Source organism: Sphingobium boeckii (genome assembly GCF_014199215.1).
GTDB lineage: Bacteria > Pseudomonadota > Alphaproteobacteria > Sphingomonadales > Sphingomonadaceae > Sphingobium_A > Sphingobium_A boeckii.
Window position 1 is genome coordinate 764,517 of record NZ_JACIJC010000001.1, and the last position, 22,594, is coordinate 787,110.

Below are 22,594 nucleotides of genomic sequence, written 5' to 3' on the forward strand. Positions count from 1 at the left end.
GTCCCGGCATGACGGCATATGAAATCAGACAATTGGAGGGCGTGAAACCGTGACCCAAATCCATTATCCCGCGCTGGATATTCCGCGCCCTTATGGGCTTTTTATTGCGGATATCCGGGATCGCCTGGATGCCAAGACCGCGCTGGGCCTGCTTGAATGGCGCCCGGACTGGTGCGCCGCCCAGTTTCGCTTTTCAAACGACCATCTTGATCTGGGCCTTCCGGATCTGGATTTTGCCGCAGCTGCGGCAGCGGGCATCAAAACGGTCGTGGTTGGCGGTGCGCCCTTTGGCGGGCGGCTTCCGCCCGAGTGGATCGCGGCGTTAGCGGAGGCCTTGCGCGCCGGGCTGAACGTGGCTTCCGGCCTGCATGATCGCCTTCACGACAACGAACTTCTCCGCAAGCTGGCAGCGGAACATGGCGGCCAGCTTTTCGATATCCGGGGGTCGCGCGGGCTGACGCTGCCGGTAGCGACCGGTCGCCGACGTCGGGGCAAGAGAGTGCTCACGGTCGGGCTCGATTGCGCGATCGGCAAGAAGTTCACGGCGCTGATGCTTGAGCGCCAGATGATCGCTCGCGGGATCAACGCGACCTTCCGTGCGAGCGGGCAGACGGGCATTCTGATCAGCGGCGGTGGCATCGCGATCGACTCGGTGGTGGCGGATTTCATCGCAGGGGCGGCCGAACTCCTGTCACCGGACAATGTGCCCGATCATTGGGACGTGATCGAAGGGCAGGGCTCCCTTTTTCATCCTGCCTATGCCGGCGTCAGCCTCGGCCTGCTTCATGGGAGCCAACCGGATGCCATCATCCTCTGCCACGAGGCGGCGCGGATGCATGTGGATGGATATCCCGATTTCCCGTTGGTCGATATCCAAACCGGCATTGCGCAACACCTTGAACTGGCGCGTTTGACCAACCCTGATGTGCGCTGTGCCGGCATCAGCCTGCAGCTTTCCCAATTGCCAAAGGCCGATCACGCAGCCGCGCTGGCGGCCATGGAGGATCGCACCGGCCTGCCGTGCGTGGACCCCGCGATCACCGGCACAGACAGGCTGATCGACTTCCTTCTCGCCGACAGTGGATCGCAGCGTGGCTGATCGCGGCTCGAAGCATGAATATGATTATATCGTCATAGGGGCTGGATCGGCGGGATGCGCCCTGGCGGCCAGATTGTCCGAAGATCCTGACATTGCCGTTCTGCTGATCGAAGCCGGGCCAAGCCGCAGCGGCCTTTTTGATTTCTGGAAGATCGATATGCCGGCCGCTTTCGATCATATCTGGCGCAATCCGGCCTACAATTGGATGTTCGAGGGCGAACCCGAACCCACCATGCACAATCGAAGGATATTCCAGCCGCGCGGCAAATTGGTGGGTGGCTCATCCGCCATAAACGGCATGTGTTTCGTGCGCGGCCATGCGCTGGATTTCGAGCGCTGGGTTGAAGAGGGTGCGGCGGGGTGGTCGTGGAACGAAGTCCTGCCCTATTTCAAGCGGATCGAAAGCTGGGAAGGTGGCGAAAGCGAATATCGCGGCGGGTCGGGGCCGATACGAGTGCAGGTCGGGCCGCAACGATGCCCGCTTTATCAAAGCTTCCTGCGCGCCGGTGAAGAGGCGGGCTATGGTCTCAGCGATGATATCAACGGTGCCAAGCAGGAAGGCTTTGCGGCCTTTCAGATGAACGTGGATCGCGGCGTGCGCGCATCGGCCGCGCAGGCTTATATCTGGCCAAATGCGGCGCGCAAAAATCTTGTCGTGTCGGATCGATCGCTTGCGGAACGGCTGATCCTGACCGGCAATCGCGTGAGCGGCCTGCGCTTCCGTCGCGCAGGCATCGCCATCGAGGCCTATGCGCGCCGCGAGGTGATCCTATCCAGCGGCGCGGTGGGATCGCCACATTTGCTCATGCTCTCGGGCATCGGCCCGGCGGCGCATCTCGCCGAACACGGCATCACCTGCGTCAACGATCTGCCGGGTGTCGGGCAGAATCTGCAAAACCACCCGTTGGTCTACATGACATTCTCGATCGACAAGCCGATCTCGCTTAGCAGGCAATTGCGGCCCGACAGGATGCTGGCGACGGGTGCGCGCTGGTTGACGACGCATACCGGGGCGGGCGCATCCAACAATGTTGAAACCTGCGCGTTCATGCGATCCGATCCGTCAGTGGCTCATCCCGATGTGGAATTGCAATTCATTCCTGTCGTCGTGGACGATGATGGCAGCGCGGTGAAAGGTGTTCATGGCTTCACCTATTGCATCGGCGCCACGCGGGTGGAGGCCGCGGGGTGGATCAAGCTGAGATCGAGCGACCCGACAGCGCCACCGCTTATTCTTTCGAACTTTCTGTCGACGGATCATGATTTGAAACTGATGCGCCGATCGGTCGAGATGGGCCGCGAAATTGCGCATCAGCGGGCCTTTGCAGGTCTGGGCGTCAAGGAAATCGACGCAGGCGACAAATATGCGAGCGCCGGTCAGATGGACGATTATTTGCGCGCAAATACGTCGGGCGATTTCCACCTGACCAGCAGTTGCAAAATGGGGACCGATCGCATGGCCGTCGTCGACGCGCAGCTGAAGGTCCATGGCATCGATGGTCTTCGCGTGGTGGATGCCTCAGTTATGCCCAGCATCGTAAGCGCAAATACCAACGCGACAACCATCATGATCGCGGAGAAGGCGGCCGACCTGATCATAGGCCGAGCGCCTCTGTCGCAAGCGAGCCCTTTCACTTTCGATTGATTTTTTTGGCACCTGAAAAGAGAGCGTTATGGTCACTTTCTCAATCAAGAGTGAGCTTTCGGAGCGTATCGAAATCTTCGATGATGCTTCGGTGGGCAATTTGCATAGCAATCGGCAGCTGTTGGGTTCTCCGGAACAAATGGGTCAGGCCCGTTGGCGGGTGTCGGGAGAATCGAACGCTCAATTGCCGTTGAAACTGCTTGGTACCCTCGCACAGCGTGACGAAATCCCAAGACATGTCTCGATATGCCAAATGCAAGACATGCTCGATCTGGTGATCATTGTCGACGGGCCAACCCAAGACAGTGCCCGTATCATAGGTGAAAAAATGCATTCGATAGTCGGTGTGAAATCGGTGGAGACGATCTGGACCCCTCACGAATGACTACCCCCCCCCAACGGCAACACATAGGTGCTCGGGTTGGCTTGTGCGCAAGAAAGGTTCAGGCGCCATCGTCACAGCGCGCGCAAAATATTTGGACGAATTCGCCAGCAGCCATATTATTTCGGACGCGCCGGAGGCCAACCGATTGTGTTGAAAAGTCAGATTTCAGAGCTAGATCGATTTATGGTCGCGAACCGTGGTGCTGTCGATGCTGTAGTGGCCGCTATCTGCCATGACCTCAGCCAATGTGACCGACACGGCCTCCCAGACCCCGGCATCGCTCCATCGTCTGAAGCGCCGGTAGATCGTGTTCCAGTTGCCATATTTGGGTGGAACGTCGCGCCACGGCGTTCCGCAGCGAAGTCGCCAGAGTATGCCGTTGATGATCGCCCGGTTCTCTTCAGGGAGGCGCCCGCGCCCTCGGTTTGCCGCATCAATCGGCAGCAGCCCCTTTAATATCCGCCATTCTGCTTCTGAAAGATCACCCCGGCTCAAACCTGCCTCCAAAAGGCAGCCTTGAATCAACCGGCCATCGCAACGTCAACCAATTTGTCCACGCCGCCTAGGAGATAGGTTGCATCATTGTCTCCTGGGCGGAGACTGGCTGCGGTTAGCCTGACAGAACGGACAGAAGAATTGGCCAAGCCGAAACTGGAGATTGTCTGACCAATTTCGATATGCAATTGATGATGTTATCAACCACGATCCGGCGATGACGCTCATGAAGACACTGTTTCGTTCAGCCCTGACCGCAAGCTTGCTCGCGACTGGCGCGATCCCGCTGGCGGCCCAGCCGGTCCAGCCACTGAACCTATCGGCCCTGCCGAAGATCGCCGAAGTCGACAATCGCTTCCAGTCCTACAACATCGAAATGGTTGAAGTGACCGGCGGCAGGTTCTGGGCGCCCTATGGCGGGCCGCCGGGCGAGATGTATCGCCAGCGCGCGGCGCTCGATCTTGCCAACCCGCGCTTACGCCACCTCGCGCGTCAATTGAAGCCCGCCTATGTGCGGGTCAGCGGGACCTGGGCCACCAACACCTACCTTCCCGCCGAGGGCGAAGCGGTTGCGAAGGCGCCCAACGGTTTCAACGAGGTGCTGACCCGCGACATGTGGCGCGGAGTTGTGGGCTTCTCCAAGGCGCTTGACGCGCCGATCGTCACCAGCTTCGCCGCAGGCATCGGCACGCGGGACGCGGCGGGGGTCTGGACCCCGGCCCAGGCGCAGCGCCTGATCGACCTGACCCGCAGCGCCGGCGGCAGCCTGTTCGCCGCCGAATTCTTCAACGAGCCCAACATGCCCTTCGCCAGCGACCTGCCGAAAGGCTATGGATCGAAGGAATATGTCCGCGATTTCAAGGTGTTTCATGCGTGGGCCCGGCGCGCGGCGCCGAACATGCTGATCCTCGGCCCGGGCTCGGTGGGCGAGGGATCGATCGCGACCAACCTGCCGCCCCATCTGGCCGAGGCGCTACGGATCTCGACCAGCGACGCCATGATGGCTGGCACTCCCGGCAGCGTCGATGCGGTCTCCTATCACCACTACGGCAGCGGATCGCAGCGTTGCGCGGCCCAGGGCATGGCTTCCACCACCGCGGCCGACGCGATGACCAAGACTTGGCTGACCGGAACGCTGAAGGACGCGGCCTATTACGCGGCGCTGCGCGACAAGTACGAACCGGGCAAGCCCCTCTGGCTGACCGAAACCGCGCAGGCGGCCTGCGGCGGCAGCCCCTGGGCCTCGACCTTCCTCGACAGCTTCCGCTACGTCAGCCAGCTTGGGCAACTCGCCCAGCAGGGCGTGCGCGTGGTGATGCACAACACGCTGTCGGCGAGCGACTATGCGCTGATTGACGAAGACACGCTGACTCCGCGCCCGAATTATTGGGCGGCGGTGCTTTGGGCGCGGCTGATGGGGCCTAAGGTGCTCGCCGCCCCGGCCGCGCCCTCGCCCGAGGTCGGGCTCTATGCGCATTGCCTGCGGGGCAAGCCCGGCGGCGTCGCGCTTGCCGCGGTCAATTCGGGGACCACGGCGCAGAGCCTGGCCCTGGGCAAGGGCGCGGTGGCCTACGTCATGACCGCGGCCAAGCTCGACGACCGCACAATCGAGGTCAACGGCGCCGCGCCGAACGTGACCGGAGCGGGCGCGGTCACCGGGCTGGCACCGCGCGCGGTTCGGTCGTCGCTGGTCCTGCCGCCGCAGAGCATTGCCTACGTCGCGGTGGCCGGCGCGGGCAATCCCGCCTGCCGCTGAGCCGGCGGGACGGCGGAAAAGATGATGCCAATGGGCCTGTAAACCGGGTTCTGTGACGCGAGGGCATCATCCGCAAATGCACCGGTTGGTAAGCTGCGTAAGGGCAGGGGGCATTGATGCCCCGCCCGTGCAAACTTGCTAGCCCATTTCACTACTTCAGTTCGTCCCCGGAGGTGATCCGCTCATGGCTGCTCTTACTGGAGTCCGTCATTGCCAATGCACCTTCGATCCCGCGCGTGATGAATTCCACAACGCTGACAAACTGCCGCCCTGCATTCTGGCTCGCCTTGCGCGAAGAGAACAGGATGTCTAGCACCGGCGCAGCGCCATTGAGCAGCCAGCCTCGCAGCTGGCCTGCCGCTACCGCCTCAAAGACATATCTTTCCGGCAGAAGCGCATATCCGATGCCCGATTGCACCAGTTCCTTGATGAGACGCGTCGAGTCGGCTTCCATCTGGATGTCCAGGCTCAGCCCGCTCCGTTGCGCCGCATCGTTGATCGCTGCCCTAATACCCAAATGATGGGATGGAACGATCAATGGCAGCGCAAGGGCCTCCTCGATGCCGACGGAGGCGCCGGACGGTGCTTCGATATCAGGCGGTCCAACCAACATGAAAGGCAGGGACAAGAGTTTCTGTTCAATGAGAAGATCGTTACGGGAGACTTCTTCGAGAACGGCAAAGTCGATCATGCCGCGGCCCAACCAATCCACCAGCCCACCGGTCGGTCCCTCGACCAGTCGGAAGCAGATATCGGGAAACGCGGAGCGTAGTTGAAGCGCCAGTGACCGGCCCATGAGATCGGCGATGCTGGGAGGCAGGCCAAGAGCAAGATGCGCCGCTCCGCGCGAAGGCCCTGAACGTAGTCCCTGGATCGCCAGTTCCAGTTCGCGCAGCGGCGCGGCCACGGAGGCATGCAATCTTTCACCGTCGCTAGTGAGGCGCATTCCTCGGGCCGTCCGCTCGAACAGCGGCACGCCCAGTTCCTCCTCCAGCAAGCGCATTTGCCGACTTAGCGCAGACTGCGCTACCCGCACCATGCCCGCTGCGCGTGTCAGCGAACCATCCTCGGCAATCCGCACGAAATAGCTGAGCCGTCTGATTTCCATGAGGCACCCTTCCAACCCATCCATTCTTGATATGGCAGTACGCGGAAATTGTAATGGCGGCATAGCCGGTAATTCTTCATCTACACCTCAGCATATGAAGATGCAGGAGCGGGATATGGGCATTTACGAGAAGTATGGACCGTGGGCTTTGATCGCGGGAGCATCGGAGGGAACCGGGGCAGCCTTTGCCCATCGCCTCGCATCCGAGGGGCTGAAGATCATCCTGATCGCCCGCCGCGAGCAACCGCTGGCAGCACTGGCGGCCGAATTGCAGGCGGCCTATGGCACCGAGACCCTTGCGGCCTCTATCGATCTCGCTGCTCCGGACGCCATCGACAAGATTGCGGCGGCCGCCGAAGGCCGCGAAGTGGGCCTATATATCAGCAACGCGGGCGGTGATCCGAATGGCACCGCCTTTTTCGAGACGGATATAAAGGCTTGGACTGATCTAGTCGCGCGCAACGTGGTCGCGGTAATGCAGGCGTGCCATCTGCTTGGTGCCAAAATGCGGGAGCGCAAGCGCGGGGGGATCATTCTCGTGGGGTCCGGTGCCTGCTATGGCGGCGCGTCTGGGTTGGGAGTCTATTCTGGCAGCAAGGCGTTCGACCTGTGCTTCGGTGAAGGGCTTTGGGCCGAATTGCGACGCCATGACGTCGATGTGCTGAACCTGATCCTGGGCCGCACCGATACGCCGGAATTCCGCCGCTGGCTTAAAAGTCGCGGCGCGCTGATGCCCAGCGATGTCGCAACGGCGGAAGATGTGGCCCGTGTCGGATTGGAAAGACTGCCATATGGACCCGTGCATAACTGGGGTCTTGAGGATGACGATGCGGGGCGTGTGCCGCAATCGGCCGCTGCGAGGCGGAACCGCATTCTTGCCATGGAAGCGGCAATGCAAGACTTGAGGCCCGCACAAGGATGACCCGCTCCGATCCAAACGACAGGCAGGCGATCGCTGACCTGATTCATATCTATTGCCGGTCCGTGGACAGGCTGGACGTTCCGCTGGGTCACAGCATTTGGCACGATGGGGCGACCGCCGATTATGGCGCGAGTTTTCATCAGGGGCCGGGAAAAGAAGTGATCGACAAGATCTGTGCCTCCCATCGCGGTCTGCTTGCTCATTCCCACCAGATCAGTAACATTCTCATCACGCTCGACGGCGACCGGGCCGGGAGTGAGGCCTATTGCACCGCGACCCTGCGGATGCAGCGCGGCGAGACACTGATGCAGATGAGCGTTTGGACCCGCTATGTCGATCGCTGGTCGTTCCGGGACGGGCGCTGGGGGCTCGATCATCGCATCGCGATCCGCGACTTCGACGAGACCCGCCCCGTGACTGCAATGAGCCAAGCGGACATGGGCAGTCGTGACCGGACCGATCGATCCTACGCGGCGCTCAACCTAAACGAACAGGATAAACCATGAAAGCAGCCTATATTCAAAACGGCAGCGTTCATGTGGGCGAGATGCCCGATCCGGTGCCCGGCAAGGGCCAGGCGCTTGTGCGCACCCATAGCTGCGGGATGTGCGCTTCAGAGGCGCATTTCCTGCATTCTGGCGAGACGATTATCGGTTTGTCGAAGGTGCATGGCGGACCCTATGCAGGTCTCGACTTCAGCCGTCCGTTCGTCCCCGGACATGAATATGTCGGTGAGATCATCGACTACGGTCCAGGCAGCAAGCGCACGGTGAAAGCCGGCCGGAAGGTCACGTCCATTCCGATCATGCGGCAGTCTGGCGCTCATGCCATCGTCGGCTTCAGCCACGACTGCCCGGGCGGCTTTGGCGAGTACATGTTGCTGGACGAAGACATGATGCTCGAAGTCCCCGGCGACCTGGACGACGATCTTGCGGCGATGACCGAGCCGCTTGCGGTGGGTCTGGAACATGCGCGGCGGGGGCGGCCCGACAAGGAGGATGTCGTTCTGGTGCTGGGCTGCGGGGCGATCGGCCTCGGCGTCATCGCCGGTCTGAAGCTGATGGGTATCGCGCCGATCGTCGCGGCCGATTTCCACGAGGCAAGGCGCTCCCTGGCCATTGCAATGGGCGCAGATATTGTCATCGATCCGCGCGAACTGTCCCCCTATGGGCCGCTTCCGGATTTCGGCGACCGGCGGGCGAACCTCATCTACGAATGTGTCGGCCTGCCTGGGCTTCTGCAACAGGTCATTACCGGCGTCGGCTTTGGGGCTCGGATCGTAATGGGTGGCTATTGCATGGAGCCGGAACAACTCCTTGTCTTTGCTGCGCAGAACAAACGCCTCAACATCCAGTTTGCCGGCGGTGAAGAGCCGGAGGACATGGAACTCGCATTGCGCGCGATCGCAGATGGGCGGATAGATGTACGCCCTTGGCTGGGAACGCGCATTGGGCTGAACAACGTGAGGGCCGCAATGGCCGACATGTCCAATCCACTGTCACCGATCCGGACAGTGGTCGATCCACGCGGGTTGTAGAATCCGGCCCCGGTGGCGATCGATCCGCGATCGTTGCCATCCAATTTGCGCGTGTCACGCAGGCAATTACGGAGACTCATCGCGCAAGGACCGGTGTTTCGCCGGGAAAGATAACAGACTGGGATAAGCGGTCGAATTATCAGCGCGAACGGGCGCGCATTTGCGGATGACCTTGGCCCCGGCCAATCGCGAACTCGGATTCTACGACAAGGACGACGATCGATACTATGGCGTCGAAATGGCGAGCACCGCGGTTGAAACCAAGACCGACCTGATCTGCAAGATGATGGTGATAGGAGGTCAGTAGTAATTGATCCCCGGATTCGTGCCTGGATGAATAAACCCGACCACGTCCATGCCTTCCGGCGATAAGGCTTGAAGCGAATGGATGTGCTTGCGCGGGAAGAAGATCACGTCGCCTGCGCACACCTTTGCCCGCGCATTCTCGTTCCATATCATCCCTTCGCCCGAAAGGATGATCAGCGCCTCCTCGTAGAGATGGCGGTGCATTTCGGCCTTGGACATGGGGATATGGCCGATAAAGAGGGCGGAGTTGTCAAGTCCGTGGTGATCATCCAGGAGTATCTGAAAATAGCGCGGTCCCATAGCGGAGCGTGCGGCTTTGTCGATTAGGCCGAGCCGGTCGGCCATGCTCTCGTCGAAGCCGTCGATGATCGCGTCGACTGTTTCGAGGGTTTCAACTGCCGGGCACACGGAGACATAGGCGGCGATATTCTGACCCTCCAGCCGAAAGGTCTCGCCGGCGACCACATGAACGCCGCACCCCCCTGAAAACGGAAAATTGCGTCCGCCGATGATTGCGTTGCCTTCGCCGTGCGAGAGCCAGATGACGACATCGCCGTCCGCGGTAAACACGGGTGAGGCACCGCGATCAAGCTCGAGATAGAATTGTGACTGGTGGGCCGCGCCGAGGGCCGGAGTCACCAAAGGCCGAAGACGATAGTCCGTGGCGCGATCGGCAACGGAAAAACCCGGCGAGACAACATAGCATCTGCCGTCAAGCCGCGCGAAGCCCTGCGTGTCGGGCGCGACGACTGCGGGGAGCGTGGCCGCGGCGACGGCCTCGGTTTCGTCGACATAGCCTCCGGGAAGGTTGCTGTGAGTGCCGTCGCAAAAGGGAGCAGTGCCGCTGTGTTTGCAGCCGCACAACAGCACTTCCTCGTCCTGCTTGGCTTGATACAGCACGGGCTCCAAGCCTGTGCCGATATGCGAGCGTCCGTCGCAAAATGGCTGGCGCTTGGATCGGCCGCAACTGCACCACAGGATTTTCTGACCTGGCTTGAGTTCCTGGTAAAAGGGCTTGATCGTGGCGATAATCGGCGTCGGCATGGTCATCTCCTTGCAACCGGGAGGCAGCGCGAACTCCCGATTGTGCGTCTTTGAAGATTGTTGTTCCTCATCCCGATGCCGAACGTCCGGATTACGAGGGGCGATCTTCACCCCGTAAAACCGGATGACGAAAAGCAGCGGGCGTGAGCGGCGCTTTGTCGGGGCAATGCGCCCTGACCTCATCACGCACTTCAGCCATTGATAAGATGGCGCTTATCAATCAGCGCTGCGACGAAGGTATCCGCATCGGCCGCGTCGTTATAAGCATGGAACCCGGCGCGGAGGCGACCATCGCGGCGGGAGGTGACGATATTTTGCGCGGCGAGGGCCGACACCAAAGCATTCTCGTCACTGGTTTGAATGGAGATGAGCGGTCCGCGGTGATCATCCATATCGGGATTGTTGCAGGCGATACCCGCTTCGCGGAGCGACTCCATCGTGTGGCGTGTGACCGTTTTTATCTGCGTGCTGATGGCTTGCAGCCCGGTATCGCGAACAAGCTTCAGTCCGGCCACCGTGGCGATGCAATTAGCCACCGGGGGAGTGCCGCCCTCGAAGCGGCGCGCAGTAGGGCTCGGATCGTTCGCGAAAATGTCCATCGCATCGATCTCTGCCTGAGCGAACCAGCCCGACGTGCGCGGCACCAGCCGATCGATGAGCGACCGGCGGACGTAGAGATAACCAATGCCGGCGGTGCCGAGCAGATATTTGAGCATTCCGCCGACGCAAAAATCCACGTCCAGATCGCGGGGCAGGACGGGGGTGGTGCCGACAATCTGATAGCTGTCCAGCATCACCAGTGCGCCCATGTCGTGCGCCATCTTCGCGATCGCCTGGATGTCCGTGTCGGGAATGCGGCCGCCATGGCGGTAGCAGAGCTGGGAAAGGACCACGATCGCGGTGCGCTCGTCGATCACGCGCTCGAAATGCTCGAGCGGGATGAAACCATCTCCGGCCTCGGGGACATGGACCACCTCCGCGCCGACGCGCTCCTGTGCATGCCAGATCTGCGCACTGGTGGGGAAATCGAAATTGGTGACGACCACCTTGTTGCGCGGCCCGGAGAAATCGAACGCGCTTGCCAGGGCATTGATGCCGGCGGAGGCCGATCCGGTGATCGCCATCTCGTCCGCATCCACGCCTAGAAGCGCCGCCATATGGCCGCGGGTCTCCTCCAGCGCGCCGACCCAGCCACCCCAATCCGCGCCACGCGTGACGCGTCCATCCAGATAGGAATCGAAGGCTGTGCGGACGCTGCCGGCCAGCAGGCCATAGGAGCCGCTGTTGAGATAGGTCAGCCGCGGCAGAGAGGCGAAATGCGAACGAAAGGCGGCGATGTCGAAATCGAGATTCAAGATGTGTCTCCGTCAATGTCACCCGGACATGCGGGCGTGTCGAAAGAATGGATCAGCGCGAAAGCATATCGATCATCAGGCCGAGGATCGCGATCGGGGCGACGATGCCGGTCATGAAATGCCAGAGGCGATAGCCGCGCGGCGAAAGGTCGGCTTCGGCTGGCGTGACCGTCTTGCGCAACGCCCAGCCGGCGAACAATGCGATCATCAGCGCGTTGAGCGGCAGCAATGTCTCGGCGATGCCGAAATCGAGGATGTCGAAGAAGGTTTTGTCGGCGAAGCTCGGCAGCATCGCGAGCGGATGGACGTCCTTGAGCACGCTGAACGAGAGCAGCGAAGGCAGGCCGACCAGCCAGATCGCGAAAGCGGTGGCGAAAGCGAGGACGCCGCGCTTGAGGCCGGTGGCCTCCATCAGCCAGGCGACCACCGGCTCCAGCATGCCCACCGCGGTGGTAAAGGCGCCCAGCGCGATCAGCCCGAAGAAGAAGATGCTGATCACGCGCCCGCCCGGCATCGATCCGAAGGCCACGGGCAGGGTGACGAAGATCAGATTGGGGCCTTCGGTCGGCTGCAGCCCACTGGAGAGCACGATCGGGAAGATGGCAAGGCCCGACATGAGCGAGATGACCACCACCGAGAGCGAGACGATCCCGGCGGATTGCGGCACCGAAACGCCCTTGGGCAGATAGGCGGCATAGGTCATCATCACCCCCGCGCCGATCGCGCAGGAAAAAAGCGCCTGGCCGAGCGCGGTGAGCACACTGGCGCCGGTGACCACGCTGAAATCGGGGACGATCAGAAAAGCGATGCTCTGGCCCAGACCCACGGTAAAGGCGTTGTAGAGCACCATGCCGAGCAGGATGAGAAAGAGCGCGGTCATCTTGATCCGCGAGACAAATTCGATCCCGCGTTGCACGCCCAAAGCGACGACGATGGCGGTGGCCATGATGAAGGCGAACTGGAAGCTCGCCTGGCGTACCGGCGCGCCAATCAGCGTCTGGAACAGAGCGCGTGAGCCTTCGCCGCCGATGCCCGAAAAGCCGGAGAAGATCGCCTGGCGCGCATAATCCACGCCCCAGCCGGCGACGACACTGTAATAGCTCAATCCGAAAAAGGGGACGGCGATGCTCATCCAGCCGATCGCCTTCCAGGCCGGGGAGGCACCCTCACCCTTCACCAATCGGTGCATGGTGGAGATCACGCTGCCATGGCCGCGGCGGCCCATCGTCATCTCCGCGATCATCAAGGGCACGCAGATCGCGGCGACGAAGACGATATAGATCAGCACGAAGGCGCCGCCGCCATTCGCACCGGCGACATAGGGAAAGCGCCACAAGCTACCCAGCCCGATCGCTGCAGCGGCGGTGGCGACGATGAAGCCCAGCTTGGAAGACCAGACATCGCGGCTGCCGGGGGCATCGGCTATGGGTGTGGCTCCGTTCATGAGTCTGCCTTGGTAATAATATCCATATGAATATATGTTTGCATACAAAATACTGCGCCGCAATAGTCGGATTGACCCTTTCATATGAATAGGTATCCTTTGCCAGGGAGGATCAAATGGCGAAAAGCGCTACGGCGGGAAACGACGTGAAGAGTGCGGATGAATTGGAGGCGGGTGACAAATGGCTGGACGATTTTCTCCCCTATCAACTCTTCCGGGTCACCAGCATGATGAATTTGAGAATCCAGGGGCGGTTGCGCGCGATCGGCGTCAATCTTTCGCAATGGCGTGTGATGAGCGTGTTGCGCTCGCACGGTAGGATGAGCCTTTCGCACATCGTGGAACGCACGATGATGGAGCAGCCGACTGTCAGCCGCGTTGTCGCGCAACTGGAGGAGGAGGGTCTCGCCGGTCGCCGTACTTCCGCCGCGGATTCGCGCATCGTCGAAGTGGCGCTGACGGACAAGGGCGCTGCGACGTTCAACGATATCGTGCCGTCCGCCTTTCGGCACCAGCGTGCCGCGCTGGAGGGTTTCGACCAGGATGAACTTACGATGCTGCGCGCATTGCTGCGCCGGATCGAGAAGAATATCGAGGTGGATCGCTGATGTCGCGCGCCCCATCCAGCAGGCAATGACCGCGCGCTCCTCAATTCGCGACATCACGGGTGTCCTAACGATGTTCTATTATCGGGATCTCGCGGCTGCGGCGGACTGGTATGAGACGCGCATCGGCTTCGAACGGGTAATGGACACGGAAAACTTCGTGGTTTTGCGTATTTTCCAATCAAGCCACCTCGCGCTGGTGACAGACGGATTCGGTAGTCAGTCGCCGATTGAGGGTGCCAATAAGGGAGCCCTGCTGTCGATTCAGACTGCGGATCTGGAGCGATGGCAGCGCCATCTTCATGACCGCGGTGTCGAGGGCGCGGAGCTTGGTCTGGGGGCCGGCTGCGGCGGACGGACGATCGAATTCAAAGTGCGAGATCCTGAGGGGTACACGCTGGAATTTTTTCAATGGATCGCCTGAGCGCAGCGTCTGAGCGACGCCCGATTCCGCCGGGTGGTCAATTCAAGTGAGCCGTAAAAAGCTATCCTGGTCGTTCGCTCGAGGTCTGCTGATCGAGGCAAGGCCGGCTAGTTCTTCGGCGGCGAATCTAATCCTTCGCCGGTGCGTCGTCGATAAAGCATTGCATAAAACGCTGCGCGACGACGGTCGTGATCATCGAGCGACGCTTCAGAATGACCGCATGATAAAAAGGAAATTCTTCGGCAAATTCAAGCTGGATCAAACCGAACCTCCCGAATTCGACATCCGCCAGAGGCTTCGAGAAAAAACCTACCAGATCCATAGCAGCGAATAAGTTCAACGCGGTACCGACGGAGTCGCAGCGTGTCGTGCAAACAGGGAGGGAAAAGCCATGTCTTCCGAACACGGCGTTGAACAAGGTGCCGGGGATCCCATCGCTTGTCGGGGGAAGCAGCCAGTCCGCGTCGATCAAATCTGTGATCGACTTGGAATTTCTCAACGGATGAGAGGCGCGCATCCCCACTATGAAGGGCATTTTAGACAGAAACACCTGATCTATCCCCTCCGGACATTCGAATTCTGGGAGGACGTGCATGATTGCAAAATCGACGCTGCCTTCCGTGAGCGCCGAAATCGCGGCGCTGAAACTCGATTCCTTCAGCATGACGTCGACCGATGGCAGGACATCGCGGAATTTCTTGAGAGCCGGGGGTAGCAGCGCCGCGCTCGTCGCAGTCGAGAGCGCCACCGTTACCGATCCGGTCTGTCCTTCTGCGAGGTGGGACATTTCGTCGTACAGCCGGCCCATGTCCGAAAGTAGCGCTCTGCCGCGTGCCAGAAGCAAGGTGCCGAATTCAGTCAGTTCGATCCCGCCAACGCCACGACTCATGAGCGGCACGCCGAAATGGATTTCCAATTGGCGGATGGTCGTCGAGACTGCCGGTTGAGAGATGCCTAAGCGACGGGCACCGCGGTGGATGCTTCCCTCTTCCGCAACAGCGATAAATGTTTTCATCTGATTGGGTTTCATGGCCTGATCTCCGCTGATGGGTGATAAGACATGATTATCGAAGAAAAAAAAGAATTATTCTTTTCTTATTCCCCTTATCGTTGATGATCGACGTCAAGAATCGTCTGACGAGCCTAATAGGCCGCGCGATTTTCCTAACCAGTTCCGGAGGCAGGGCCGGGAAAAAAGGGAGTTATCCGTTGAAAGTTCAGCAGCGCATTGGAATTTTGGGCCAAGTATCCGCAATTGCATTGGTGGGAGCATTTCAAACATTGCCCGCCATTGCACAGCAAGATGTCGCCTCGTCGGTTGCGATGGCAGCACCCGTCTCGGATGAAAGCGCGTCCGAAGATGAAACAGGCGGCGAGATCGTCGTGACTGCGCTAAAGCGCGATTCGACCATTCAGAAGACGCCGATCACGATCAGCGCCGTCACCGGCGAGATGCTGACGCGCGCTGGCGTCACGGACGTCACAGGCATCACCCAGGCGGTGCCCAATCTGGTTTTTGTCGACGGCGGTTCGGACCGGACACGCGTGGTGATCCGCGGCATCCAATCCGTCGGCGAGCCCACCGTGGGCGTATATTATGACGAGACGGCGGTCACCGGTGCCGTCAGCCCCGGAAACGATGCGGGTCTTTCGACCCCGCGCCTGAAGCTGTTCGATGTTCAGCGTGTCGAGGTGCTTCGCGGTCCTCAGGGGACGCTTTATGGATCGGGTTCCATGGCGGGCACCGTGCGCATCCTCTTTAACAAGCCGACGCAGAAGTTAGAAGGCGCGGTTGAAGCGGAGATCGGCTCGATCGATGGCGGCTCATCCCGGCATGACGTGCAGGGCATGATCAACGTCCCGATCATCAGCGATGTGCTCGCAGCGCGCCTGGTGCTCTTCGACGCAAATAGCGGGGGGTTTATCGATAACACCCGCTTGAACAGGAAGAATACTGGTTCTGCGCATAGCCAAGGCGGGCGCTTCCTGGTTCGGTTCACGCCCACCGACAGCCTGACGATCGATGCTTCGGCCAACTACCAGAAGACTCGGGGCGAAACTGGGCAATATTTCCTTGATGGCCCTGCGCTTAAGAACACGCTTTTCATCCAAATGCCTTCGGTCGATAAATCGGAACTCTACAATGTGACCGCGCGCTGGGATCTCGGTCCGGTGACGGCAACGGCTATCGCATCCTATGCCGATCGAAAGATCAACAACACGTCGGGAGATACCTCGCAACTGCTCCTTGGCAATCTCAATAACCCGGCTGTATGCCAGCGTTTACGAGGAAATGGGTCGCCCTGTTCGCCTGAAACCCAGGCCACGTTCAACGCCTATGTCCAGAGTACGACGCCTGCTGCCATCACGCCAAGGTTGGACACCAGCGGGCCAAGTGCCGAGCTTCGGTTAAGCTCCAATGGCCGTCAATTCCTGGATTGGACCGTTGGCACCTATTATTCCAAGCGGAATGGCGACGTGACCAATGGCGCCACCATGGCGGATCCGCTCACCGGAGAACTGATTTCGCCTGAAATCTATCTTTACAAGCGCGTCGTACAGGACAAGCTGGAGCAGATTGCATTCTTCGGAGAGGGCGCGGCCCATATCACGAGCAAACTCACGTTCACCGGCGGCCTGCGTTATTTCAAATATGATCGATCTGTCGGCGGTCAAACGCTCAAAGGCTTCGATCTGCTCGGAATCAATGTGCAGCCATATGCGATCACCTCGTCATCCGACACCGGCTGGATTTCGAAGTTCAACGCTGCCTATCAGGCCAATGAAAAAATCCTGTTCTACGCGTCCGCTTCGCAGGGATATCGTCCAGGCGGCGTCAATCAGGTTCTTGGTCTGCCTCCCGAGTTTGCGCCATATGAAGCTGACAGTCTTTGGAATTACGAGGTCGGCTTGAAGACGAGCTGGTTCAACAATCGACTGAATTTCAACATCGACGCCTATCGCATCGATTGGGACAATATGCAGGTGGCAGGACGGACCTCTACCGGACCCGGTTTCTCCTTCATATCGAATGCCGGTGCTGCACGGGCACAGGGAATCGAGGCGGAATTCTCCGCACGCCCTCTGCAGGGATTGAGCTTCCAGGCCAACGCATCCTTTTCCTCTTCGAAGCTGAGCGAAGATCAGGTCAGTTCGGCCATCGTGGCAGCCGGTCGCAAGGGGAACCGCATTCCGTTCACGCCCAAGGTGACCATGGGCGCATCGGCCGACTATACGGCACCAATCGCCAACGATCTGAACATGACGGCGCATGTCGATCTCAACCACGTCGGCCAGTCCTATTCGGAGTTCAATCCGACGAATATCTTCAGGCGGAATCTGCCCGCCTACACCCTGACCAACGTCCGTTTCGGGATCGATAATGAGAGCGCTCGTTGGGGGATTTATGTCTTCGCCAACAACGTGTTCAACAAGGTCACCGTTTCCTATGTGATCCAGACAGCGGCGACTGGCGGAAATGCTTACGCTGCGAGCGCCGCACCCCGCACGGTGGGGCTTGGCGTGCGCAGCAAATTCTGACGAACGGCGGAGCAATGTCGGGCGGGTTCGATGGACGAACCGACCTTAGAACCTGGTCCGACTTTGCCTCATGATGAACTGAAAGGAAATTTCATGAATCGTAAGCTAATCATGTTCGCAGCCCTGCTTGTGAGTTCCGTCCCCGCGGTTGCGAAGGATCGGCCCGCCAGCGGCACCTTCGAGGAGGCCGGTGCGTATTGGAGCAACGGCGATCTTCCCAAGGCCTTCAAGTTGGAGATCACCATGACAGTTTCTGGTGACACTCTGAGCTATCACGGTGTCAACTCCACGGACCCCGCAAATCCTTTGATTGCCGATTGGTCTGCGAAAACCGATGGCAAAAAATATCCCAGCGCCGACAAGCATTTCGACGAAATCGCCGTCCATAAGATCTATGAGGATCATTATCTGATCGAAAAATACCGGGACGGAGGTTTGGTCGTCGGCGAGTTCTGGCGATTCATATCGAAGTCTGATCAATGGATACGCCACGGGGTCGTGGCCAAGTCGCTGGTTGCCAACGGCACGAAAACCTATGTGGAATATTTCAAACGCGCAAAGGGGAAATAGCCCGTGCTTTGGAAAATGACCCCATCGGCGTCGTCCCTTTTTGCAGCAGCAATCATGGCCGCAGCAACCATCCTGCCATCGGCGTCCTTCGCCCGTTCTCCAAGCGGCACGTTCAGCGAACGGGAAGCCACCTGGAACGACGGGGCACCGGATGGTTTCAAATTGAACATGACCATCGTCGTGAGCGAGGACAGCCTCACTTATCGCGGCGTCAATGTCACCGATCCGGCGAAACCGATCGTGACCGAATGGTCCGGGAAATTTGACGGTGTCAGTCGGCCGCTTGTCGGGCGGCACTTCGATCACCTGGCGGTTTCCAAACTGCATGAGGATGAGTTCATGGTTCAGAAGCTGGAAGGCGATCTGGCTACGATCGTCGAATTCTGGCGCTACGTTGAAGAGACCGACGAATGGATACGCCACGGCGTCGTTCCAAAACTCGAAAACGGCAAGCCCCGCATCTATGTCGAGTATTTCAGGCGCACGAAATAGCGCCTTTTGGACCAGAAACGGAATTCAACGCATGAAAAACTTCAAGCACAGGGGGCTGCCTGCCCTGTTCACGGGCCTGATCCTGTCGGTATCGACACCGGCGATCGCGTTGGATTCCGCGGCTGAAAAAGTTCGGATCGACGAGGTGCTGGCAAAGGAATATCCGGCCCTGGATGCCATCTACAAAGACCTTCACAGCCATCCCGAACTAGGATTTCAAGAAGTCCGTACAGCCGCCATTCTTGCCAAGCGAATGCGCGCGATGGGCTTTGAGGTGACCGAACGTGTCGGGCAGACCGGCGTTGTCGCCATGTTTCGCAATGGCGATGGTCCGACGGTGATGGTTCGCACGGATATGGATGGTCTGCCGATGGAGGAGAAGACGGGCCTTCCCTACGCCAGTCGCGTGCAAGTGCCGTGGGAGGGCAAGCAGACCTATGTTGCCCACAGTTGCGGACACGATGCGCATATGGTGTGGTGGCTCGGCGCGGCGCACGCTCTGGTGTCCATGAAGAAGGAATGGCGCGGGACGCTGATGTTTGTTGCCGAGCCGGCCGAAGAAACCGGAAAGGGCGCCAAGGCGATGATCGCGGACGGCCTGTTCACGCGCTTTGGCAAACCAGATTTTGGTTTTGCGGCGCATGTCGGCAATCGTCCGGCCGGTGTCACGCTGATCAAGGATGGTCCGCATTCTGCGGCGTCGGACCTTATCCGCGTGACCTTTCAGGGCAAGGGCGGGCATGGTGCGCGGCCACATCTGGGGATCGATCCCATCACCATGGCCGCTCACTTCGTGTCGGATGTCCAGACGGTGATCAGCCGCGAGAAGGATCCGGATATCGCCGGGGTCCTGACAGTTGGCAGTTTCATCGCGGGCACGGCGGGTAACATCATTCCGGATCAAGCCGAGCTGCAGGTGACCACCCGGACCTTTTCCACCAAGGTTCGCGACTTGATGGTGTCAGGCATCGAACGGACGGCCAATGGCGCGGCCGCAATGGCCGGCGCTCCGGCCCCGAAGATTGAAATGCTGATTGCCACGCCGGCGCTGATCAACAATGCGGAACTGACGCCACGCGCCGCCGCATTCATGAAAAATGCTTTTGGTGCTGATCGCATCAACTATATTCCGCCGACACAACCCGGCAGTCCGACCGGCGAAGATTATGCCGAGTTCATTGCAGCAGGCGTTCCTTCGGTCTATTTCAATGTCGGCGGTGGCGACCCGATTGCCAATGCGACGGCGAAAGAGACGGGCGTTCCCATGCCCGCGAACCATTCGCCCTATTTTTCGATTCTGCCCGAACCGGCCATCAAGACTGGTGCGGGGATTCTGGCGCTCGCCGTTTTGATGGTGGCGGGTGATGATCAGTCGGCTTCATCCGCGAAGGGCGACTGACGTGCCGGATGAACGGCAGAGGCAGGCGGAGTCCGATGGGGAACTCTATCGGCCGGGACAGCGCGCACGGATCGTCACTGGCGTCACCATTGGCAATGCGCTCGAGTTTTTTGACATTACCGTCTATAGCTTTGTCGCTGTCACCATCGGCAAAGTGTTCTTTCCGGACTTCAGTCCCTATTCCCAACTGCTCTTTTCCGTCGGCACCTTTGGTGTTGGCTTCGTTACCCGTCCGTTAGGCGGCTTGATGCTGGGAGCCTATGCCGACCGGGCCGGGCGCAAGGCGGCGATGACCTTGACCCTGGGCCTGATGGCATTGGGTTCCGCGTTGATCGGGCTTGCTCCAACCTATGATCAGGTCGGAATCCTGGCACCGCTTATTCTCGTCTTTGCCCGTCTTCTCCAAGGCTTCTCGGCAGGGGGCGAGGTCGGCGCATCGACCGCTCTGCTGGTCGAGCTTGCTACACCACGCACCCGAAGCTTCTACGCGAGCTGGCAATTGGCAAGTCAGGGGCTCGGAGTCGGCTTCGGTGCTTTGATCGCAACGGGCACATCCTATTTCCTCGATGCGGATGATTTTCTGCACTGGGGATGGCGGGTGCCATTCCTGATCGGCACGCTTATTCTGCCCGTCGGCCTGTATATACGCCGGACGTTGAAGGAACCTGCCACGACGAAATCGGCGCGTGACGCCGCACGTCATCCCCTTGCCGAGCTGCTGCTGAACCACAAACGCAATCTCGCTCTGGCCGTCATGCTCACGATTGGCGGCACGGTCAGTGCGTATATGATCACCTTTTACCTTCCCACTTATGGGATAACCCAGCTTGGATTGCCGATGCCCTCGGCGCTGCTCTCGGGCATCTTGGGCGGAATCGTTACATTCGTGGTCGCCCCGATCGGGGGGCTGGCGGCGGATCGCCTGCCCAAAAAGACAATCGCGATCAGCGTGCGCGTCATCCTGGCGCTCGCAATCGTTCCAGCATTTCTTCTCCTCAACGCCTTTCCCACCTCCACGACCCTTCTTGTCACCGTTGGGCTGCTGGCAAGCCTGCAGGCCTTGGGATCCGCCGCCACAATGGCGATCATCCCGTCGCTCCTGCCACGCCATTTGCGCGCGACGGGAATGGGGATGGTTTACGCCATTGGCGTGGCGATATTCGGCGGATTTGCTCAGTTGGTGGCGGTGTGGCTCGTCCAGTCGACAGGGTCGAAAATTAGCCCCGCATATTATGTGATCTTCTGCATCGCCATTTCGCTCCTCGCCTTGACGAAGATCGAAGACCGCTCTGCGCAAAACATCGATTGAATTGAAAGTGAAACCAGTGTTCGCAGCAGATCCGTTTCCGGTTAATTATCTGGAGAGTCGCGAAGCTTTCCTGCGTCAGGCCGTGGCGCGTGGAGCCAGGCTTGAGAGCACGGTCATGCCGGATGTTGCCGGCGCGCACGGTGAGGCGCTCGCCATGGATTTCGCCTATCTCGGCGACGATAGCTGTCGCAAGACTTTGCTTGTCACGACGGCCACGCATGGCGTTGAGGGATTTTGCGGTGCCGGCTGTGTGTCTCTTCTGCTTGCAGATGAGGATTTGCAGACGCGTGCCAGACAGAATGGGGTGGCGCTGCTGCTGGTTCATGGCGTCAATCCATATGGCTTCTCGCATCTTCGCCGGGTCAACGAGGACAATGCCGATCTCAATCGCAATTGGCTCGATTTCGCGAGCGGGGTTCCCGCAAATCCACTCTACGACCAGCTCGATGAGCTCCTCATTCCGAAATCCTGGCCGCCGACTGCGGAAGCCGATGCGCGTCTCAATGAAGTCATTGCCGAAATGGGGCAGAGCGATTTCCGCCGGGCGATCGCGACGGGCCAATACTCCAAGCCTGATGGCCTATATTTCGGCGGCGCGGCAAAAAGCTGGAGCGCCGTGACTTTATTCAGGCAGCTCAAAACCATGTTGTCCACGACCCGGAGTCTGGGCTGGATCGACGTCCATACGGGATTGGGGCCTTATGGGCATGGCGAGAAATTGTACGTCGGGCGCGCTGATCCAGCCGAGGAAGCGCGCGCGCGTTCCTGGTGGGGGCAGGATGTCTTCAGCGTTCACCGCAAAGGTGCCGTTTCGGGCACCGTTTCAGGAGCTTTGGCACACCTGGTCTACGATCTGGGCTTGTCCTTTGAATCCACGATCATGGCGCTTGAATATGGAACGGTCGGCACGCCCTCCGTGCGAGCGGCTCTCAGGGGCGACCAGTGGCTTTATCGCAATTCTGACGCGCCCGCGGCGAAGGCACATGCCATCAAGCAGGCGCTCAAAGACGCCTTTTTCTGTGATGAGCCCGTTTGGAAAGGCATGGTCCTGGGCCAGTTCAAGGTGGCGGTCATACAGGCCATAGACGGACTGGCGCATCAGCAGGCGGCCGCGGAGCCATCTCATCTCGCGCTAACGTGAACCATGCGCGACAATACG

22 protein-coding genes are annotated in these 22,594 nt (G+C 59.8%); 16 read left to right on the plus strand and 6 right to left on the minus strand.

What is annotated here, in order from left to right:
* Nucleotides 1–49: 49 nt before the first annotated feature.
* Genes FHS49_RS03795 through FHS49_RS03805 form a run of 3 tightly spaced genes read left to right on the plus strand, consistent with a single transcriptional unit; the run spans nucleotide 50 to nucleotide 3,129 of the window.
* The gene (locus FHS49_RS03795; RefSeq protein WP_343052886.1) at nucleotides 50–1,099 is read left to right on the plus strand and encodes an N-acetyltransferase DgcN family protein; all 1,050 of its coding nucleotides are present in this window, start codon (nucleotides 50–52) and stop codon (nucleotides 1,097–1,099) included.
* The gene (locus FHS49_RS03800) at nucleotides 1,092–2,744 is read left to right on the plus strand and encodes a choline dehydrogenase (RefSeq protein ID WP_184015348.1); all 1,653 of its coding nucleotides are present in this window, start codon (nucleotides 1,092–1,094) and stop codon (nucleotides 2,742–2,744) included. Before FHS49_RS03795 ends, FHS49_RS03800 begins: the two co-directional genes overlap by 8 nt.
* A gap of 28 nt (nucleotides 2,745–2,772) precedes the next feature.
* Nucleotides 2,773–3,129, plus strand: a complete 357-nt coding sequence (locus FHS49_RS03805; RefSeq protein WP_184015350.1) for a hypothetical protein — start codon at nucleotides 2,773–2,775, stop codon at nucleotides 3,127–3,129.
* A gap of 171 nt (nucleotides 3,130–3,300) precedes the next feature.
* Here the strand turns inward: FHS49_RS03805 and FHS49_RS03810 are convergent, their stop codons facing one another.
* Complete coding sequence (locus tag FHS49_RS03810; protein WP_221240351.1) at nucleotides 3,301–3,624, minus strand: IS5 family transposase; 324 nt, start codon at nucleotides 3,622–3,624, stop codon at nucleotides 3,301–3,303.
* A gap of 217 nt (nucleotides 3,625–3,841) precedes the next feature.
* Between FHS49_RS03810 and FHS49_RS03815 the strand changes: the two genes are divergently transcribed.
* Complete coding sequence (locus FHS49_RS03815) at nucleotides 3,842–5,380, plus strand: hypothetical protein (RefSeq protein WP_221240352.1); 1,539 nt, start codon at nucleotides 3,842–3,844, stop codon at nucleotides 5,378–5,380.
* Between the two features lie 151 nt (nucleotides 5,381–5,531).
* Here the strand turns inward: FHS49_RS03815 and FHS49_RS03820 are convergent, their stop codons facing one another.
* Nucleotides 5,532–6,488, minus strand: coding sequence for a LysR family transcriptional regulator (locus tag FHS49_RS03820; protein WP_184015352.1), 957 nt, complete (start codon nucleotides 6,486–6,488; stop codon nucleotides 5,532–5,534).
* Here FHS49_RS03820 and FHS49_RS03825 point away from each other — a divergent pair.
* The 4 genes from FHS49_RS03825 to FHS49_RS03840 all read left to right on the plus strand — a co-directional run bounded on the left by FHS49_RS03825 (nucleotide 6,487) and on the right by FHS49_RS03840 (nucleotide 9,254).
* Nucleotides 6,487–7,410 (plus strand): SDR family NAD(P)-dependent oxidoreductase, encoded by a 924-nt coding sequence (locus tag FHS49_RS03825; protein ID WP_246350254.1) that lies wholly within the window; start codon nucleotides 6,487–6,489, stop codon nucleotides 7,408–7,410. The two genes, FHS49_RS03820 and FHS49_RS03825, sit on opposite strands and share 2 nt — an antisense overlap.
* Complete coding sequence (locus tag FHS49_RS03830) at nucleotides 7,407–7,916, plus strand: nuclear transport factor 2 family protein (protein ID WP_184015354.1); 510 nt, start codon at nucleotides 7,407–7,409, stop codon at nucleotides 7,914–7,916. The genes FHS49_RS03825 and FHS49_RS03830 overlap by 4 nt, the downstream gene beginning before the upstream one ends.
* Nucleotides 7,913–8,947, plus strand: coding sequence for a zinc-binding dehydrogenase (locus FHS49_RS03835; protein ID WP_184015356.1), 1,035 nt, complete (start codon nucleotides 7,913–7,915; stop codon nucleotides 8,945–8,947). Before FHS49_RS03830 ends, FHS49_RS03835 begins: the two co-directional genes overlap by 4 nt.
* A gap of 166 nt (nucleotides 8,948–9,113) precedes the next feature.
* Nucleotides 9,114–9,254: a hypothetical protein gene (locus FHS49_RS03840; protein WP_184015357.1), complete on the plus strand. Its 141-nt coding sequence runs from the start codon at nucleotides 9,114–9,116 to the stop codon at nucleotides 9,252–9,254.
* Here the strand turns inward: FHS49_RS03840 and FHS49_RS03845 are convergent.
* The 3 genes from FHS49_RS03845 to FHS49_RS03855 all read right to left on the minus strand — a co-directional run bounded on the left by FHS49_RS03845 (nucleotide 9,248) and on the right by FHS49_RS03855 (nucleotide 13,096).
* Nucleotides 9,248–10,297, minus strand: a complete 1,050-nt coding sequence (locus FHS49_RS03845; protein WP_184015365.1) for a CDGSH iron-sulfur domain-containing protein — start codon at nucleotides 10,295–10,297, stop codon at nucleotides 9,248–9,250. The two genes, FHS49_RS03840 and FHS49_RS03845, sit on opposite strands and share 7 nt — an antisense overlap.
* 191 nt (nucleotides 10,298–10,488) lie before the next feature.
* Nucleotides 10,489–11,652: an aminotransferase class V-fold PLP-dependent enzyme gene (locus FHS49_RS03850; protein WP_184015367.1), complete on the minus strand. Its 1,164-nt coding sequence runs from the start codon at nucleotides 11,650–11,652 to the stop codon at nucleotides 10,489–10,491.
* A 52-nt stretch (nucleotides 11,653–11,704) separates the two neighbouring features.
* Nucleotides 11,705–13,096, minus strand: coding sequence for a sodium-dependent transporter (locus tag FHS49_RS03855; RefSeq protein WP_184015369.1), 1,392 nt, complete (start codon nucleotides 13,094–13,096; stop codon nucleotides 11,705–11,707).
* Between the two features lie 116 nt (nucleotides 13,097–13,212).
* Between FHS49_RS03855 and FHS49_RS03860 the strand changes: the two genes are divergently transcribed.
* Nucleotides 13,213–13,704: a MarR family winged helix-turn-helix transcriptional regulator gene (locus FHS49_RS03860; protein ID WP_184015371.1), complete on the plus strand. Its 492-nt coding sequence runs from the start codon at nucleotides 13,213–13,215 to the stop codon at nucleotides 13,702–13,704.
* Between the two features lie 25 nt (nucleotides 13,705–13,729).
* A complete protein-coding gene (locus FHS49_RS03865) occupies nucleotides 13,730–14,125 on the plus strand; it encodes a VOC family protein (protein ID WP_184015373.1) in 396 nt (131 codons plus the stop codon).
* A gap of 127 nt (nucleotides 14,126–14,252) precedes the next feature.
* Here FHS49_RS03865 and FHS49_RS03870 read toward each other — a convergent pair whose 3' ends face one another.
* Entirely contained in the window at nucleotides 14,253–15,155 is a 903-nt protein-coding gene (locus FHS49_RS03870; RefSeq protein ID WP_184015375.1) for a LysR family transcriptional regulator, read from the minus strand.
* Nucleotides 15,156–15,448: 293 nt separating this feature from the next.
* Here FHS49_RS03870 and FHS49_RS03875 point away from each other — a divergent pair, with 293 nt between their 5' ends.
* From FHS49_RS03875 to FHS49_RS03900, 6 genes are read left to right on the plus strand one after another with little or no spacing between them, the layout of a single operon-like run.
* A complete protein-coding gene (locus FHS49_RS03875) occupies nucleotides 15,449–17,665 on the plus strand; it encodes a TonB-dependent receptor (protein WP_184015377.1) in 2,217 nt (738 codons plus the stop codon).
* A 30-nt stretch (nucleotides 17,666–17,695) separates the two neighbouring features.
* On the plus strand, nucleotides 17,696–18,235 hold the full coding sequence (locus tag FHS49_RS03880; RefSeq protein ID WP_184015379.1) for a hypothetical protein: 540 nt from the start codon (nucleotides 17,696–17,698) through the stop codon (nucleotides 18,233–18,235).
* Nucleotides 18,236–18,289: 54 nt separating this feature from the next.
* Nucleotides 18,290–18,727, plus strand: a complete 438-nt coding sequence (locus FHS49_RS03885) for a hypothetical protein (protein ID WP_184015381.1) — start codon at nucleotides 18,290–18,292, stop codon at nucleotides 18,725–18,727.
* Entirely contained in the window at nucleotides 18,630–20,126 is a 1,497-nt protein-coding gene (locus tag FHS49_RS03890; protein WP_246350255.1) for an amidohydrolase, read from the plus strand. Before FHS49_RS03885 ends, FHS49_RS03890 begins: the two co-directional genes overlap by 98 nt.
* Before the next feature lies 1 nt (nucleotide 20,127).
* Complete coding sequence (locus FHS49_RS03895; protein WP_184015383.1) at nucleotides 20,128–21,435, plus strand: MFS transporter; 1,308 nt, start codon at nucleotides 20,128–20,130, stop codon at nucleotides 21,433–21,435.
* 7 nt (nucleotides 21,436–21,442) lie between these two features.
* Nucleotides 21,443–22,576: a M14 family metallopeptidase gene (locus FHS49_RS03900; RefSeq protein ID WP_221240353.1), complete on the plus strand. Its 1,134-nt coding sequence runs from the start codon at nucleotides 21,443–21,445 to the stop codon at nucleotides 22,574–22,576.
* Nucleotides 22,577–22,594: the final 18 nt, after the last annotated feature.